This window comes from Fulvivirga ulvae (assembly GCF_021389975.1).
GTDB lineage: Bacteria > Bacteroidota > Bacteroidia > Cytophagales > Cyclobacteriaceae > Fulvivirga > Fulvivirga ulvae.
Genome location: NZ_CP089981.1, coordinates 3081871 through 3099186, shown reverse-complemented (window position 1 = coordinate 3099186; position 17316 = coordinate 3081871). Strand labels below are relative to the sequence as shown.

Below are 17316 nucleotides of genomic sequence, written 5' to 3'. Positions count from 1 at the left end.
TTGATGAGAAATATTTTAATTCTGTTTATGCTTGGCGGCTTCCATTTGGCTAGTGGGCAAACCACGCCTTACTTCGTATTTCCGGACGATTTTGCCTGGAACGTGATCGAAGAGGGTGATACCCTGGCTTTTGATCTGGCAATAGAACCGGGAGGCACAAAGAGCTATCTCTATTCTATCTATGGAGATCGCGGGCTGTCATTGCATTTTGATTCGCTCGGCAGCTTCTTCTGGTCTCCGCCCTATGACCTTGTGGACAGGGTGCGTGAAAAGGAAGAGTTCAGTGTGATCTTCGAGGCTGTATCCAAAGACGGTAAGAAAATAAGGAAGGAAGTGCCATTTACCGTTCTTCACAAAAACAGGCCTCCGGTTGTAGATGAGTTGCCCGTTTTCTATGTAAAGCAATATGCTGTTAATGAATTCAACCTTAACCAACTCAACCAAATCAAAGATCCTGATGAAGACCCTATTGTGTTTAAGCCGATATTATCTGAAATGCCTGAGGGAGCGGAACTGACAGAGCTGGGTACATTCAGCTGGAAGCCATCGAGGAACCAGTTCAGGGCTTTGCGGCAAAAACCTTTAAGAGTACATTTTATTGTGCAGGACCAACCTGAGAAATCCGAGGTTACAGGTACATTGGTAATTGCTCCCACACAGCTGGACCTTCCCCCTGAAATTTCCATGGTGCCCAATGATACACTTATTACTATTGATGAAGATGAAGTACTAAACCTGAATTTCTATGTTTCTGACCCGAACGGTGATGATAATATCAAAGATGTAGGCTTTGTCTCTAACGATATGCGTGTACCTAAAACTTCGCTCAAACGAAATACCACAACTCAATGGGAATTTACCTGGGTCCCAAACTATGATTTTGTAGGGGAAGCAGAAAACAGCAGCATCGTAGAGCTGATCTTTTATGTAATCGACGAGTCAAATAAAAGAGCAGAAAGGGCACTGAATGTCAAAGTAATGGATACGGAGAACCTGGAGCAAAAAGATCAGAGGCTATACAGCAAATACAGGAGTATGCTCTTACAAACTATGGACCTCATTGATCAGCTGGATGAAAACCAGAAAAGGCTAAACAAGCAACTGAGGCAGGCAAAGAAAGGGAAAAGGAAACGATCTATATTAAATGCCTCGCTTGGTGCCATTACCGGGGTGTCTCCTGTATTTATGGAGGATGACAGCAAAGACTATGTTACAGGTGTTGGAGGCACCGCTGTAATGACCCTTGGTACGCTGGAAGCTACAGAGGTATTGGGACGTTCCAAAGATGATATCATGGACAAGCTCAAGCTGAATATCGACATCAGGAACCAGTTACAGGCAGAGGGTGACCAATTCGCACGACAATACGCACTTAAATCACAGCGCAGAGACAAGAATTTTTATGTCGATATTGATAAGTTAAAAGCACAGCTCAATAACAAGAAAATGATATTGCTGGAACTGGACGCCGGGTGGGAAAATCCAAATAAACCTACGGACAAAAATATCCGCAAGAAGTTTCCTGACTTTAACAACGAGGGTTTTGAGGAATAGAGATTAAGGGGCAAATCCAAATCATTGGCAGGAACACAACTTTTCGATATTACTATTAGGCTACAAAATACTCAAAGTTGAAACTTTTATTTTTTATTGGGGTTACTAAAATAACATAAACCTGATATAGATCAGAAACATTGTAGTTGAACCCCTAAACATACTTATAATGAGCCTTTTGAGTATTTTTGAGTCAGATAAAGATGGTCGAAGGAAAAGCCATATTAAAAACCTGATCACTGTAGCTATGGCAGATGGTCATCTGGCTGATGAAGAATGGGCACTGCTCTCCCGCGTGGCACATCATTTAGGCATGAGCAGCGAAGCAATTCAAAATATTAAAAATAATCCGGAAGAAGTAAAATTTATAGCTCCTAAAAAATACGAAGAAAAGCTTCAGCAAGTGACTGACCTTGTGGCCGTAATGATGGTCGACGGTGATGTGGACAAAAAGGAGCTGGAGTTATGCAAAAAAATAGCACTGAAACTTGACCTTCTACCCCGTGTGATCAGCGATATGATCGATAATGCTTATAACGAAATCAAGGCTGGCTAAAATTCCAAAGCCAGCTTACCTGTCAAATTCATTTTTCTAATACAAAGCTTAAAGTTATATTGCTTCATGACCGAAGCAATAACTTTAAAAACCAATGATAAGCTCCGGTTGCAGGGACAGTTATGGTATCCTGCAACAAAACCAAACGGTGTAATATGCCTTGTTCACGGATTTGGAGAACACATTCTTCGATACAACCATGTTGCTCAGGCTTTTAACGCAGCAGGTTATGCCTTTGCCGGCATCGACCTGCGAGGCCATGGAAAGTCCGGAGGCAAGCGGGGCCATACCCCTTCCTATGATTACTTACTAAGTGATCTTCAGCTATTTGTTGATACCATTAAAGAGAAATTTACCAATCTTCCGCTATTCCTTTATGGACATAGTATGGGTGGTAATATAGCTGTCAACCTGCTGCTTAGGAGTAATAGCCAGCCGTTTGAAGCAGCGGTGATTACTTCCCCCTGGCTCAGGCTCAGGTTTGATCCCCCAAAAATAAAGGTAGCCATGGGCAGGCTGGTACGCAAGATCTACCCCGGATATTCCGAACACAACGAGTTAAATCCTGATCACCTGTCTCGGGATACAGCCGTGGGCAAGGCCTATGAGGAAGACCCGCTTGTAAACCATAAAATAACCACAGAAACCTATTTCTCGATAGTAGAAGCCGGAGAATGGGCGCTCCAAAATGCAACTCCAATACCCATCCCAGTGTTAATTATGCATGGTTCGGATGATCCTATTACCTCGCCGGAAGCTTCTGAAAAGTTTGCCGGAAAAATGAATGCAGAGTTCAGGCTCTGGAAAGGTATGTATCATGAAACTCATAATGAAATAGGGAAAGAAGAGGTAATCGATACTATTGTGCAATGGACTAAAGGCCGCTCACTATGAAAGTAGGTATACTGATATTCAACGAAGTTGAGGTTCTTGATTTTGCGGGCCCTTTTGAAGTTTTTTCACTGGCCGAGGCCCTGGACAGGACAAAGATATTTGATGTAAAACTTGTAGGACAAACATTGCAAACCATAAAAGCCCGTAATGGTATGCAAGTGGTGCCCGATTGCAGTTTTGAGGATCATCCGCGGTTTGATATCATTATCATTTCAGGAGGCTATGGAGCCGAAGAGATCGAAATCAACAACCCGGTAATGATCGAATGGATCTCAAAACAATACAGTAATGTTAAAATTATGGCTTCAGTTTGTACGGGAGCATTTTTGCTGGCCAAGGCCGGCTTGCTTCAAAACAGAAAAGCTACCACTCACTGGATGGATCTCGATCGGCTGGAAAATGATTTTGAAAATATCGAAGTGATCAGAGGCGTTAAATATGTGGACCAGGGTAAGGTGATAACGTCGGGGGGTATATCTGCTGGAATTAATATGTCTTTTTATCTTATCAAAAAGCTGGCAGGTGCTGATATTGCCAACAATACAGCCAGGAGAATGGAGTATGACATTATTATTTAACAAATATGGAGATGCAAACACCAGTAATAGAATCTGAAAAAATAGCGCTGATCGGCACTGTTGAAACCGATCTGGATTTTGTCACTGCTCTTGAAACTCACCCTCAAAACAGGAGCTATGTAATGATCTATACTAAGGAGCAGCATCTTGAGGTAATTGCAAGTGCTAATGAGCAGCACCTGATTATCATAGAAAAGGGAACTAATGAAAAAGTCGGATTTGTTATACTGGGAGGACTAAACAACCAACATAATTCCCTCGAACTCAGACGTATAATAATTGACAAAAAGGGTAAAGGACTGGGAAAAGAGACATTGCAACTGATCAAAAAATACTGTTTCGAAATACTTCAGATGAACAGGCTTTGGCTGGATGTTGTGGATGACAATCAGAAGGCCATTTACATCTACGCATCGGCCGGATTTAAAAATGAAGGACTTCTCAGGGAAGCCGTTATTTTTGATGACAAGTATAAGAATCTGAAAATCATGGCAATACTAAAAAGCGAATATTCGACAGAATAAAAAGATGGCTCAAATTTTGTCTTGGTCAGGTTACAATCAGAGAACTTATTGAATCCATACTGAATTTACAAAACTATTAACAAGCTTATAACCAACTCAATATGAAATTGAACAAGCATTTAAAACCTGGTTTAACCAATGCTATATTTATCACCCTATTTTTGTCATCATTCACGCTTTCGTTTGGCCAGACAGTAAATAGCAACTGGCAACAGGAATTGTCGCAATCCCTGGAAGCGTTTATTGGCTGTGAGAGCTCAGGGGGTAACAACCAGTGCTACAAGTATCTCGGGCAATCGGTCAATACTGTTTACAAAGTCAATGACTTTTATTCGAAAGAAAGCGGAAGATATATGTTCCCCAATGAAATTGCCGACTTTGTTAGCAATGGTGGCAAATGGGAAATTATCGGACATGCCTATGACAAAGATGCACTTAATAAGGCCCAGGATTATGCTAACTCAAAAAAAGCAACCATTGCTGTTTACAAGGCAGCCGACGGCCAGGGCCACGTGGCTTTGATCCTGCCCGGCGACCTTCAGGCTTCAGGTTCATGGGGTATAAAAGTGCCCAATTCTGCTTCATTTTTTTTAAGCGACTACCAGAAATCCTATATCGGTAAAGGCCTTTCTTATGCCTTCACTAAAGACATGCTGAAAGATGTAGTGGTTTACGGCAGAAAGTACTAATAAAAAAATTCAACGCCTCTCCTTATTCTATTAAGGCTTTGCGATAAGCTGTATGAATAACGGGAGGTATTTTTTATTCTTTTACCAAAGAAAGCCTCACCATATTTAAAGGTCTGTATATTCTAATGCTTATATTCGGCGGAAATATAAGCTGAATATCATTATGTACCTTTTCATACCCGGTCGCCACCACATACTTACCGATTTCCAATTTAAGTACCTGTACAAACTGGTCAACACTGGCCTCCACGCTGTAAAAGATGTAAATGGCGAAACGCTTCATTACAATGAACCGGTGGAAGCCATCATATTTGCAGTTACCTCTGCCAACCACGCCGGCACCAAACGAAATCCCATTCCCTTTTACCTGCGGGCTATGATGATCCAGGAGTTTTCAAAAGACCTGCCTGTACCCTGCTATGTCTATGGCATTGATGATGTGGGGATACTCGAAAATTTTGCTGCCTACACCCTAAAACAGGTAAAGCACCAAAGGGATCAGGCACTCCAGCTCACCCCTGAAAACACGCTGATCGTCTGCTCCACGCCCGTGATGAACATGTACGAAGCAATAGGCTTCAAAATACTACCCGCCGAACTTCAAGACAGGAAGACCCAGAAATTTCATGCGCCTTTGCCCTGGGATGTTGTAGATCTGATCGTTGCCAATAACACATGGGAATCTGACGATGAAATTATTGATAAGCTGCACATATCCAGCTACAAGCTCTGGAAGAACTACAAACTGGGACAAAAAGTACAGATCATACTCAACGACCCGATCATCGGTGACGATGGGGACATCACAGAATCACGCGACTATGGCAGCTATGTGCGCCAGATGGATGAAATAGCAGAAATAAAGTACAAGGATACTGCTGCTTACATCCAGCCCGGTAAAATTGGTGACATCGGTTGCGCTGTGGGTTCATGGCTAAAGCAGGCCAGTGAAGATCCCAAACTGCGGGAGTCTGATTTCTATGGCATTGAGGTAGCCCGGCAGCTTTTTGACATCTGCAACCAAAGAAAGCATAATGGCGAGTTTGGCAACCCCAATGTGTTCTTTGCCCAAAAGAATGCCGTAACCTCTCTGGTATTTGAAGACAGCTCTATGAACACCATTCACACCTCCTCACTCACCCATGAAATAGAATCATACGGTAGCCGGGCCGACCTGCTCAGCTTTATCAAAAACAGGTACAAAGAACTTGAAATGGGCGGCGTATGGATCAACCGTGATGTAATCGGCCCTGAGGATGGTGACACCATGGTTTATATGCTGCTCAACCAAACCGATGGCCGTAACGACAATTTTGAAAAGGAGTTTGACAACACTACCGACCTCTGCGATTACCTGAATGGACTCTCAACGTTTGCCCGCTTTAAGCGGTTTGCCAAAGATTTCAGAAAACATGAGAACGACCAGATCCCGTACGAAACCAAAACCATAGCCGGGGAAACGTACATCTACCTCAAACTAAAAGATGCCGCCGAATACATGCTCACCAAAGACTACACCGACAACTGGCAAAGCGAAATGCACGAGCGCTTCTGCTTCTGGAGCATCACCGACTGGAAACAAAACCTCGAAGAAGCCGGATTCAGAATAGAAGAAAGCTCAAACGCCTATACCAACCCCTGGATAGCCCAAAACAGGTTTGAAGGCAGGGTGACGTTGTTTACCAAGGAAGATGATAATTTGAAGGAACGGCCTCACCCACCGACTAATGCGTTGATTGTGGCGAGGAAGGTTGGGTAGGTTTTGGAATATTGGGATTAGTTATATCAAGACCTGTGTAGATATACCAAGTAGTGTAGGTTGAGGATATCATACCATTGTACTATATTCAATAATTGAACGGACGCTCAAGAACATAATGGATCCGTAGCGGACACTACGACCAAGGTGGGGTAACTGGCACGGCGTTACCACTACTACACCAATAACTACACCTCCTCTCTCCCCGCCAGAGTATACCTACGATACCCACGGTAACATAACTTCTATGCCCCACCTCGCCTCCATGAGCTGGGACTATGCCGACAGGCTACAAAGCGCCAACCTTGGGGAAGGTGGAACGGCCTACTACACCAATGACGCCGGGGGCAACCGGGCCAGGAAAGTCATTGAAAATGGCAGCATTAAAGAGGAACAGATTAACCAAATCGCTTTCAAGATTAGGCTTGGATGATGGTGGATTATATGATCTTGATATTTTAACTATAATATCCCAATTAATGGGCATTCAAGATGATAAGCTATCTGATACATTTTCAGATATTTACATTCATTTTATAAATGAGGGTGATCAGGTTACTACCTTTGAATTGGAGGGTAAAATTTCTCTCATTGCCACTCAATGCTATGAGATGTTGAAAACCTTAGTGGAAATAGAGATTCTTCTTGGACGTATTTAAAAGTACTACCTTCGTTTATGCTGAGCAGTAATTCACCAAATAAAAGGAAATGGCTCGATTTCAGGAAATAGAAACCGACAGGTTATTTTTACGGCGATTAAAGACCTCTGATTGGGAAATGGTTTCTTATCTCCGGTCAGACGAGGCGGTCAATAAGTTTATAAGCAGGCCAAGTGCCAGGTCAAAGGCAGAAGCACTTGAGTTTATTTCAAAAATTACTGGTGGAAGTAATGGTCAGGAGTCTTATTACTGGGTGCTCACTGAGAAAGGTTCCGATACCATGATAGGCAGCATCTGCCTATGGAACTTATCTGAGGATGGGGCAACTGCTGAAGTGGGGTATGATCTGAGTCCTCAGTTTCAAAATAAGGGCTTCATGAGTGAGTCTATTCGGGCTATTTTAAAGTTCGGATTTAACACGTTAAATCTGGATGCGATAGAAGCCTATACTCATGAAAAAAATGAAAGTTCAGTCAAACTACTTAAGCGAAACCGGTTTATCCTCCTTAAGGATAGAAAAGATGAGCATAACGCAAACAATATAATTTTTAGAATTGAGAAAATTAGCCGGTTATAGTTACCAACACGTCATATTCTACAACCTCAATATATAATTGACAACTTTAGCTATCCGCGTAAACCTATTCAAGTTTCGTAGGTTTTCATTCTCATTACCCACCCTATAAAAATTGATTTACACAAGCAGGAGCGTAATACCCGGCCGCAGGAAGATGTAGACAACAGACAATCAGTAGATTATATCAATTAAATGAATTAAAAATGATAGTCTTGGTTTCAAACCTACTACCAAAACAGGTTGACAACCCCAAACAAATACATCTAAAAAATCTGGCACATAACTTAAAACATTCTATATTAACTAAACCAGGAAGAAATTCACTTTGAATTAAGTATGGAAAGGCGATAATGCTGATTTCATTTACATTTTAAGCATGACACTCTCAACCATTAGAAATACCTTATTTATCTCATTTACTCTTTCCTTTGGAGTGCTCAATGCCCAAAACTGCAACAAGCTCTCCGCGGAGGAATGGACCGAAGTACAGAGCTATGCGAGCAGCATTGTGCCCGTGGTTTTGTATAAGCTGTACCCTGCCCCGGCCAATGATGCCGAAAGAAAAGTAAGGCTGGATTCTCTGAAAACCCGTGATTATACAGCCTATGTGCAACTGGTCAATGGCATCAAAAGCTTTATAGCCAGCACCACGCCGGATCAGCAAACCTGCTTTTACAGTGTGGCGGGTAACGAGGCTGTGCTGGAATGGGTAGGCTACATTTATCGCAATGATGCTCCTGAAACCCAATCGCTTTCCCCGGAATTTCAAAAGGGCTGGGGCATACTGGCCGAGTGGAACCAGGGAGCGCTTAACCCGTTTCAGGATGATGAGGCCTACCTCCTCACCCTCAAAGGGCTGGTGGGCTATACATTTGCCAAAGAGCGATCGGGTGGGCATCTGCGTCTGCTTGCGGGGCCTTCCATGTACTACTCGGGACAGGACACACAATTTTTACTGACAACGCGGGCTGAGATACGCTTAAAGGATCTTCAGGCTGCCCCCGTTTCCCTTGGCGCTATAAAATTCATTGCTGAGGGCAGCAATGACATAAATGGCCTTTGGGTATTCGGGCCTGGTGTGGGTGTTGAACTTCCCAGTTTCGGTGTTCAGTTTTTGCACCTGTGGCACACTGATGCGGTTAACAACCATCTTGAAATCGGGATTTCATATCGATTTATAAACTGATAAAAAATGAGAAGAGTTTTAATTACAAGTGGTGGTGGAGCCAAAGGTGCCTTTACCGTAGGAGCACTGTCTCACATGTTTGACAACAACATCGCCAATTTCGACCTCATCAGCGGTACCAGCACGGGTTCGCTTATTGCTGCTTTTGCTGCGGCCGGGGATATCGACACTTTAAAGGATGTGTACACTAATGTAACCGATAATGATATCATCGCCACAACCAACCTCGTAAGGCAGCTTCAACAAGGCAACCCATATCTGCTGGACAGCTACCCTTTGGTCAAACTGATCAATGAAAAGGTGACGGATGCTGTTTACCAAAAGATCATGGCCGGCAATACTACTTTATGCCTTACTGCCGTAAGCCTGCAAACAGGCATCCCGACTATTTTTGCCACTAAAAACATAACCGTCCCTCCGGGCTATCAGCTCAAGCTCATTCAAAATATCCAGCAACTGAAAAATGCCATGCTCGCCAGCAGCAGCCAGGGAGGCTTTTTGCCACCGGTAAGCATCGACGGACAGCAAATGATAGATGGCGGGCACAGAACGGTGATCCCAACTGCGGCAGCTATAGCCCAAAACCCGGATGAGGTGGTGGTACTCAGCAACAATCCCCGAAATATATTTCCTGGCAATCCCGACTATACCAGTGTTATCGATACCATTCTCAGGGTGATATCAATCTTCATCCAGGGTGTGCGTGAAAATGACTATAAGCTGCTGGATGATTATATAGCCAGAAGCCAGAAGAAGGTTTTCTACATTGAACCTGATACCGACCTGGATGAGCAAAATCCTACCGGCCTGAGGTTCGACAGGTTTTTAATGACCTTGTGGAGAAGTCAGGGTGAGCAAAAGGCCAGACAGATACTGGCTGCAGGTGGTAATCCGGGTGGGGTTTGATGAAGTTTATGGTATTCTGTTGGGGAAAGAACATGGCTGGGGTGCTCCTAGGGGCAAATTTCTAATATTCTGTCAGGGGACAGAACAAGGGGGTAGGGACAGAACATACCTGCTCCCCGTGCTGTTCCCGACAGAACACGCTTGACAAAGCGTCCCCTACTCACAGTAGAAAAACGAACAACCTCTTTTTGTTAACTCAGGTGGAGTACACTGTGGCGTACAGGTATTAATTCCCGATCCTCCTTTAACGGTATGTACATTGTCATCCTTTATGTTGGTGACAAAGCTTTTCACATTTAACGCTTTCAGGTTTAACTTTTTGTTTTTCATAGTTAGGTTGGTTATGGTCAACATTGATTTACTTGATTGAAGAGTTCTTATAGTTCGGATCATAAAACCTGTGGAGTGAGTAAATCGGAAAACAAGCTTACCGGTAAACAAGATAAAACTGCGGTTATTGCTATTTCACCCAGATTTGCCTACTGCTTTTGCCAATTGCTATTAACAACTGTCCTTTCAAACACAGAAGAGAAGTTAGTGTCTTCCCGTAAATTCCTCCTGACCCTATATCTCTGCTTCCTGGGGTGATCCTGATTTACTGATGCCCAACTTTTTCAGCACAAAATTGATCGAACCTACACCCAGATAACCTCCTATAAGGCTGATCACAAAAACACTGAAAGCATTGAGCAGAAAGTCCGGGGCATAATCGATAATATCAAAAACTATAAAAGCCCAGTAGAGCACCATGCCGGTAAACAACCCGGTGAAAATCCTCCATTTCTTGGTTTTATCACCTTCGTGAAAATAAGATATAAACCCACCTACCAGCCCACCGGCTATGCTGGCAATGATGATGAGGATGGGCCACGTAACTACCACCGTATTGTTGTTGGTATACAGGTTACTGGAAACAGCCCGCACCTTTGCCGTACCAATAAAGCTTTTAGGAGCAAACTCCGCTTTGCTTTCAAAGTGGTTGGGTTGAATGGTAAAGCTCTGCGGGGTAACCTCACCTCCACCCTCACTGATCTCAAGGCTGACCTGCCACGGTGTTTTTACCGTTAGCGCGGCACTGTCTTCATCCAGCAGTCTGACCAGTATGTCTGATTTTTCAAGGAAGTGGATCGATGGCGGGCTGCTAATGCATTGTATATAAGTCACAGGTGGTACAAACCGGATTTTAACGGTATTTACTACTTCAATGTCCGGGGTGGCCACAATTTGAAGCTCCACATCTTCCTGATCTTTACTCACCAGCTTCACAATGCCCGGCTCCTCTCCTTTCACAACCAGTTGTTGAGGGTAAACCCGTCCATAACTGGGAATAATATTGAGCCTGACGCCATTAGGGTACATCCCGGCATCATCGAAAAGAAACAGACTCACTTCGGCGCTGTCCTTGCCATTGGCTTTGAAGCTGCGGCTTTGGGCCAGCACCTTTATGAATGACTGATTTTCCGGCTGAAACATGGCCAGCCTTACCTGATATTCGTCGTATTTGTTAATGATCAGGCTGCCAAACCTAGGGGTGACCTTAAGGAACAATGACCCCGAATAAAGCTCGGGGTGTACCGCTTCCAATTCAAATATGCCCTCTTCCTTTAAAATAACCGAGGTTTTCACTATGGACTGACCTTTATTAAAGTGCACAGTTTTAATCCTGGAGTTCTTCTTCACGCTGTTAAAAAGCTCTACGTCCAGCTCTTTGGGGGCACCAGCCGGATCATTATTATCATTGACAAGCCCAATTGAAATGTGGAGGGTGTCCCCTACCTGAGCTATGCGCTTCTGCCTTTGGAGATGTACTACAATTTTGGTAGGTATACGCTTTCTGATGCTCATTAGCGAATCCTGCCTTACTTTGATCTTTTCCGGCAGCACAATTTCCTCTGCTTTTATGGCCTGCTGCTGAACCTGTTGCTGGGTGAGGTTATTATTTTCAATATCGGCTATGATGTGAAATCCTAATGCAGGTTCATTTTCAGAGGTTTTATCACCCGGCTTGCTGGTCATCACCATCTGATTTTGCTCATAATTCATGGTTACGGGCAGGCGCACTTCTTTACTGGAAATAGAATCATCATATTCAAAACGCCCCAGTAAAGTATGGGTAGTGCCTTGCTCCGGGTTTTCCGATTCTTCTACACGCTCTATCTTAAATTTATTTGGCAGCTTTTGGGCAGCCACCTGTGAAGTGCTCTGGAACTGCAACGTATCTACCTTCGACAGGTTCAGGTTGATATATCCTCCGGAAAGTTTTCCTTCCCTGAAATTGAAGCTTCCGTCTTCAACACCTATCACTCCGTAGCTGGCAGAGTCCTTTCCAAACCAGATACCTTCACTGGCTTGTTGATCAATTTTTACGTTTACCTCATCATTTGCTTGTTCAGGGCTGCCACATCCTGCCATCAACATCAATATGATGATAAAAATATGGGTTGGGGCATTGGTTTTCATAGCATAAGCGTATGGTTCTGAATACAAGCTAATGAATTATCCTTTTAATTTAAAATCAATCATTGAGGTAAAATTACATCATGAATAAAATGAGCAATATTTTGTATGGTCAAATTTATTTATGGAGAAATCATACTCAGCCGCAAACAATATCACCTGCTTTTCGTATTTTGCTGGTATGAAACCAGTTAAAACAATTACAAAGACAGAAGCCAGAAACCTTGTTATTGATGCACAGCTCTTCCCTCACAATGGAATAAGTTCGCTCGACGTTATCCGCAAACTCGGCTATGTGCAGATAGACACGCTGGCTGTTGCTGAAAGGTCTCATCACCATATATTTCATACGAGGAATACTGCATACAAACAGGATGAACTGATGCAAATGGTAAGGGAAAAGCAGGTTTTCGAGTACTGGAGCCATGCAGCATCCTTCCTGCCCATGGAGGACTATCGCTACAGCCTGCTAAAAAAGCAGGAATACGCCCGGGGCAAATCTCACTGGTTTCGCCAGAATAAGAAAATGACTTCGTACGTGCTCGACAGAATAAAAGCGGAAGGGCCACTGCAATCTAAGGACTTTAAAGACAGCAATCATACCTCTGGTGCCTGGTACAACTGGAAACCTGCCAAAGTAGCCCTTGAGCAACTTTTTATGGAAGGCAGGCTCATGGTGGCAGAACGGATCAACTTTCAGAAGGTCTATGATCTTGCGGAACGGGTCCTACCTGCTAACCTGGACATATCCATGCCTGCCAAAGAGGAGTTTCATGAGTATCTGATCCAAAGGGCTCTTTCAGCTCAGGGAATTGCTTCGCTACCGGAGATCACCTACCTGAGGAAAGGGCTTAAAACCCACGTTGAGAAAGCCTTGAATAAAATGATCAGGAAAGGTATAGTGCAGGCTGTTAGTGTAGAAGGCAGCAACCAAATCTACTTTACCTTAACTGATCTGCCTGATCATAAAACCAACGATACGGCACATATTTTATCACCCTTCGACAACCTGATCATTCAGAGAAAACGCACACTCGAGCTTTTTGACTTCGACTATCAGTTGGAGTGCTATGTGCCGGAGAAGAAACGGAAGTTTGGCTACTACTGCCTGCCCATACTTTATCATGACCAACTGGTTGGCAAGTTTGATCCTAAGGCAGACAGAGCCACTGGGGTATTTACTGTTAAATCTTTTTGGTTTGAAAATGGTTTTGAGCCAGACGAACGTTTTATAGACGCCTTTTCTCAGAGCCTTGCCCGCTTTGTTGCTTTCTGTGGTTGCAAAAAACTGAAGATACTCAAGTCGCGGAATCATCCGGTTTTAAAGGAGATACAACGGCTGGTAAATGGATTGCTTTAGCCTGAACTGTAAACGCCTTGTGACTCCAATCCTTTAAAAATTCCTGATCAATACAACGCCTGAAACAATGAGCAAAATACCAACGATCCGTTGCCAGTTGATGGTGTGAACAGGGATACCCAGCAAGCCAAAATGGTCCATAGCAAGGGAAATGCCTAATTGGCCGGCAACTATCAAACCGAAAGTAAGTGCTACTCCTAACTTGGGAGCCAGAATAATGACACTGGCGACGTAAAACGCTCCCAACAGTCCTGCAACCCAGACACTCCAGCTCACCTGCCGTGCATAGGTTATACCGGACAGGTCTGTTCTCGCAAACATGATGTAAGCAAAAAGGCCAACAGAACCTACCACAAAGGATATAAATGTTGCATAAACCGGGTCGCCTACAGCTTTTCCCATTTTACCATTTAGAGCAGCTTGTATTGGCAGTACCGTACCGGCGATCACTGCAGAGAACATAAGGAGTAATTTCATCGGGATAATTTTTGAAAATACAAATTAAAGAAAGGGTGCGGACAAGTACTTAGAACTAACGTTAAATCTACATCAAACAAATTTACGGCGTCCGCACCCTATGCTTTTAAACTAGTTAAGGATGAGTTGTACATTCAGATCAAGCCTGATCTGGTCGCCCACCACTATGCTTCCTGCCTCTGTTACTGCACTCCATTTCAGTCCAAAATCTTTCCTGTTTATTTTTCCGGTGATCTCAAAACCTGCTTTGGTATTTCCGTAAGGATCAACCGCCTGGCCATTGAATAACACATCCAGCTCTACTTCTTTAGTGATATCCCTGATGGTCAGGTAGCCCTTCAGCTTGTACTCATCTTCACCTTCTGTGGTAAGTGATGATGAAATGAATTTAAGCTCAGGATATGCTGCCGCATTAAAGAAATCATCAGATTTTAAGTGACCGTCCCTGTCACTGTTTTTAGTATTGATGCTATCAATTTTGGCACTAAATTCTATTTCAGCATCCTTGAAATCATCATTTTCTGATTTTACCGTACCGGAAAACTCATCGAATGAACCGGTAACGGTAGACACCATCATGTGCTTTACTTTAAAGTGAACTTCTGAATGGGCAGGATCTATAGCCCAGGTTTTAACTAATTGTGTTGTTTCCATTTTAATAATATTATGCAAGTGAATATTGATTGTCTGTTTATAATTATTTATGCTCCTTATTCATCGATCATCGGCACTTCCATAAGCAATACCCTGGCATCACTATCGGCTGTTACAGTCAGTTGATCAAGCTCTGTAAGACCATAACCATCACGCCTGTTTAGTACCTGGCCATTGATAGTTACATCGCCTTCAATTACAAAGGCATAAACTCCATTGCCAGGCTTTTTGATGGTGTAGGTGTCTTGCGTACCGGCCTCAAAATCACCCAGATGAAACCATGCATCCTGATGTATCCACACGCCCTGGTCATCAGGGTTTGGCGATAATATCTGATAAAACTCGTTTTTCTTTTTCAGGTCAGCAATGGAGATCTGGTCATAGCGCGGTTTTACATCTTCCTGGTTTGGGAATACCCAGATCTGAAATAATTTTACCGCTTTGTCTTCATTCTTATTGTACTCACTATGAAGGATACCGGTTCCGGCACTCATCACCTGTACATCTCCCTCTTTGATCACTGTACCATTGCCCATGCTGTCTTTGTGCTCCAAATCTCCTTCAAGAGGGATGGTTATTATCTCCATATTTTCATGAGGGTGTGATCCAAAACCTCTCCCTCCGGCAATTTGATCATCATTCAAAACCCTGAGGGCTCCAAATTGAATGCGTGTGGGATCAAAATAATTAGCAAAGCTGAAGGTATGTCGCGCCAATAACCATCCGTGGTTGGCGTATCCTCTGGTATCTGCTTTGTGTAATACGGTTTTCATTGTTTTCTCCTTCTTGTTTGGTAAATGATTGAAGCCAACTTGCTTTGTGAGCCGGTCTTCTTTAGATGACATCGAAAAAGCTTTGGTGAAGCCAAGTGACATTAAACCTAAAGCCAGCATCGATATAAACTTTTTCCTTTTCATCTTTTTTGTTTTGTTCTAATAGAGAAAACGGCAAGAGGCCTAAGGAGGGTATTACAAAAATGTCGGGTTGGACTATAGAAATGTCGGAAGTTTGTGTAGTTTACTATTTACGAGTTCATGGTTTACCGGTTGAAAACACCCCTATAATCCCCCCAATGCTGTTAAGTTAAGGCCGGATTATATTTATGCATGGTTTCGATTAAGTAAATATGCAAATTAAAAAAACGTACATTCCTATCCCAAAATGCCTGCATGTGTGCCGAAATAGAGCTGTATTCTATGGTCAGGCTCTCCTATGGCACATATTTGCTTTTCCTTTTTCTATAAATACTATGACCTTGCAGGACACCAGGCCGTATTGTCGTTAAAATTAATTAGGAATCCCTTCTGCGGCGATAATCCCGTAGGGGTAAAATATTTGTAGGAACAGCCATTTAGATCAGATTGTCCTGTAGCGACAAAACAAGCAGGCCTTTGAATAACCATTGCAACCCCTCAAGGGATAGTAGTGTCGTAGAAATATTCAAAATTCCAATTCTTTTACAAATCCCCTTTTACCGTTTACTATTTACTGTTCACTATTCACCACCTACCAAACACTCCCATCTTCCGACTTCGGTCTTCCGTCCTCCAACCTAACCACACTACAAATCAACCGATTACCGATTACTGCTTACCAAAAAACCCATCTAAACCTCATGCTGCTTCCTGAACTCAAGCGGGGTGAGGCCAGACTTTTTCTTGAAGAAGGTGTTGAAGTGCAGTGGCTCTTTAAAACCTAGCGAAAAGGCAATTTGCTTCACGGTCTCATGGGTATGGATGAGCAGCCGCTTGGCCTCGCTGATGATGCGGTCGATGATGTATTCCTTGGCTGTACAACCGATAGTGTCCTTTACCACCTGATTTAAATGTTTTGGAGTAAGGAAAAGCAGGCCTGCATATTCTGAAACCTTATGAAGGTTTCGAAAGTTTTCTTCAACCATCTTCCTGAAATCAATGAGCACGCAGGAGGTAGCCGAGGTTTCAGGCGGCCTGCTTTTTTCGCACAGGTTCACACATTCTATTAAAAACAGCTTGAGCCAGGAACCTACGGCCTCTTCTTTGTAGTTATTCTCCTCTTTGAATGAGGCATAGAGTGCATCAATGATTATCCCCAACGAAGCCTTGGTCTTTTCATCCAGATAGACAGGCGGACTGTCGCTGTAGCTTTTAAACAGGTTGATCTTCAGAATAAAGTCCTGCGATATACTACTGGCACTAAGAAAATCAGCAGAAAAGGAGATCACCCAGCCTTGTGGACGCTTCGGTGTATCAATCTGATGGATTTGACCCGGACTAATGAAGAACACCTGATCATCTTCAATATCATAAGTATTAAAATCGATCAGGTGATGTCCGCGGCCGCGCTGTACCCAAACGATAGTATAAAAGTCATGACGGTGTGGCTCTACAGTTTTTCCGCTGATATTATCATAGATGGCCTCCATCTTCTCGATATTGAAAAACCGGTTAGGGTGCTCTTCATTTTGGAGGTGGTAGACTTTTATTAAGGGGTTTTCTTTCATTAGC

At 43.3% G+C, this 17316-nt stretch carries 19 protein-coding genes; 13 read left to right on the top strand and 6 right to left on the bottom strand.

Annotated elements, in window-relative coordinates:
- Window positions 1-3 precede the first annotated feature (3 nt).
- From LVD17_RS12995 to LVD17_RS12940, 12 genes are all read left to right on the top strand, one after another.
- On the top strand, window positions 4-1554 hold the full coding sequence (locus LVD17_RS12995) for a hypothetical protein (protein ID WP_233767368.1): 1551 nt from the start codon (window positions 4-6) through the stop codon (window positions 1552-1554).
- Between the two features lie 169 nt (window positions 1555-1723).
- The gene (locus tag LVD17_RS12990; RefSeq protein WP_233767367.1) at window positions 1724-2110 is read left to right on the top strand and encodes a tellurite resistance TerB family protein; all 387 of its coding nucleotides are present in this window, start codon (window positions 1724-1726) and stop codon (window positions 2108-2110) included.
- 66 nt (window positions 2111-2176) lie between these two features.
- Complete coding sequence (locus LVD17_RS12985; RefSeq protein WP_233767365.1) at window positions 2177-3004, top strand: alpha/beta hydrolase; 828 nt, start codon at window positions 2177-2179, stop codon at window positions 3002-3004.
- Window positions 3001-3582, top strand: coding sequence for a DJ-1/PfpI family protein (locus tag LVD17_RS12980; RefSeq protein WP_233767363.1), 582 nt, complete (start codon window positions 3001-3003; stop codon window positions 3580-3582). Before LVD17_RS12985 ends, LVD17_RS12980 begins: the two co-directional genes overlap by 4 nt.
- A gap of 11 nt (window positions 3583-3593) precedes the next feature.
- The gene (locus LVD17_RS12975; RefSeq protein WP_233767362.1) at window positions 3594-4106 is read left to right on the top strand and encodes a GNAT family N-acetyltransferase; all 513 of its coding nucleotides are present in this window, start codon (window positions 3594-3596) and stop codon (window positions 4104-4106) included.
- A 101-nt stretch (window positions 4107-4207) separates the two neighbouring features.
- Window positions 4208-4795: a hypothetical protein gene (locus tag LVD17_RS12970; RefSeq protein ID WP_233767361.1), complete on the top strand. Its 588-nt coding sequence runs from the start codon at window positions 4208-4210 to the stop codon at window positions 4793-4795.
- Between the two features lie 163 nt (window positions 4796-4958).
- A complete protein-coding gene (locus tag LVD17_RS12965) occupies window positions 4959-6554 on the top strand; it encodes a class I SAM-dependent methyltransferase (protein ID WP_233767359.1) in 1596 nt (531 codons plus the stop codon).
- A gap of 247 nt (window positions 6555-6801) precedes the next feature.
- Complete coding sequence (locus LVD17_RS12960) at window positions 6802-6987, top strand: hypothetical protein (RefSeq protein ID WP_233767357.1); 186 nt, start codon at window positions 6802-6804, stop codon at window positions 6985-6987.
- Window positions 6929-7213, top strand: coding sequence for a hypothetical protein (locus tag LVD17_RS12955; protein ID WP_233767355.1), 285 nt, complete (start codon window positions 6929-6931; stop codon window positions 7211-7213). Before LVD17_RS12960 ends, LVD17_RS12955 begins: the two co-directional genes overlap by 59 nt.
- A 49-nt stretch (window positions 7214-7262) precedes the next feature.
- Window positions 7263-7790, top strand: coding sequence for a GNAT family N-acetyltransferase (locus LVD17_RS12950; protein ID WP_233767353.1), 528 nt, complete (start codon window positions 7263-7265; stop codon window positions 7788-7790).
- A gap of 376 nt (window positions 7791-8166) precedes the next feature.
- Window positions 8167-8976, top strand: a complete 810-nt coding sequence (locus tag LVD17_RS12945) for a hypothetical protein (RefSeq protein ID WP_233767352.1) — start codon at window positions 8167-8169, stop codon at window positions 8974-8976.
- 6 nt (window positions 8977-8982) lie between these two features.
- Window positions 8983-9882: a patatin-like phospholipase family protein gene (locus LVD17_RS12940; protein ID WP_233767350.1), complete on the top strand. Its 900-nt coding sequence runs from the start codon at window positions 8983-8985 to the stop codon at window positions 9880-9882.
- 156 nt (window positions 9883-10038) lie between these two features.
- Here the strand turns inward: LVD17_RS12940 and LVD17_RS12935 are convergent, their stop codons facing one another.
- Window positions 10039-10212 (bottom strand): pinensin family lanthipeptide, encoded by a 174-nt coding sequence (locus tag LVD17_RS12935; RefSeq protein WP_233767348.1) that lies wholly within the window; start codon window positions 10210-10212, stop codon window positions 10039-10041.
- 234 nt (window positions 10213-10446) lie between these two features.
- On the bottom strand, window positions 10447-12342 hold the full coding sequence (locus LVD17_RS12930) for a sulfite exporter TauE/SafE family protein (RefSeq protein WP_233767346.1): 1896 nt from the start codon (window positions 12340-12342) through the stop codon (window positions 10447-10449).
- A gap of 121 nt (window positions 12343-12463) precedes the next feature.
- Between LVD17_RS12930 and LVD17_RS12925 the strand changes: the two genes are divergently transcribed.
- Complete coding sequence (locus LVD17_RS12925; RefSeq protein ID WP_233767344.1) at window positions 12464-13699, top strand: winged helix-turn-helix domain-containing protein; 1236 nt, start codon at window positions 12464-12466, stop codon at window positions 13697-13699.
- Between the two features lie 33 nt (window positions 13700-13732).
- Here the strand turns inward: LVD17_RS12925 and LVD17_RS12920 are convergent, their stop codons facing one another.
- The 4 genes from LVD17_RS12920 to LVD17_RS12905 all read right to left on the bottom strand — a co-directional run bounded on the left by LVD17_RS12920 (window position 13733) and on the right by LVD17_RS12905 (window position 17312).
- The gene (locus LVD17_RS12920) at window positions 13733-14176 is read right to left on the bottom strand and encodes a DMT family transporter (protein WP_233767342.1); all 444 of its coding nucleotides are present in this window, start codon (window positions 14174-14176) and stop codon (window positions 13733-13735) included.
- Window positions 14177-14287: 111 nt separating this feature from the next.
- Window positions 14288-14830 carry a YceI family protein gene (locus LVD17_RS12915; RefSeq protein ID WP_233767340.1) on the bottom strand — a complete coding sequence of 181 codons (543 nt, stop codon included), beginning with the start codon at window positions 14828-14830 and terminating at the stop codon, window positions 14288-14290.
- 56 nt (window positions 14831-14886) lie between these two features.
- Entirely contained in the window at window positions 14887-15603 is a 717-nt protein-coding gene (locus LVD17_RS12910) for a pirin family protein (RefSeq protein WP_233767956.1), read from the bottom strand.
- 833 nt (window positions 15604-16436) lie between these two features.
- Window positions 16437-17312, bottom strand: a complete 876-nt coding sequence (locus LVD17_RS12905) for an AraC family transcriptional regulator (protein ID WP_233767338.1) — start codon at window positions 17310-17312, stop codon at window positions 16437-16439.
- Window positions 17313-17316 lie beyond the last annotated feature (4 nt).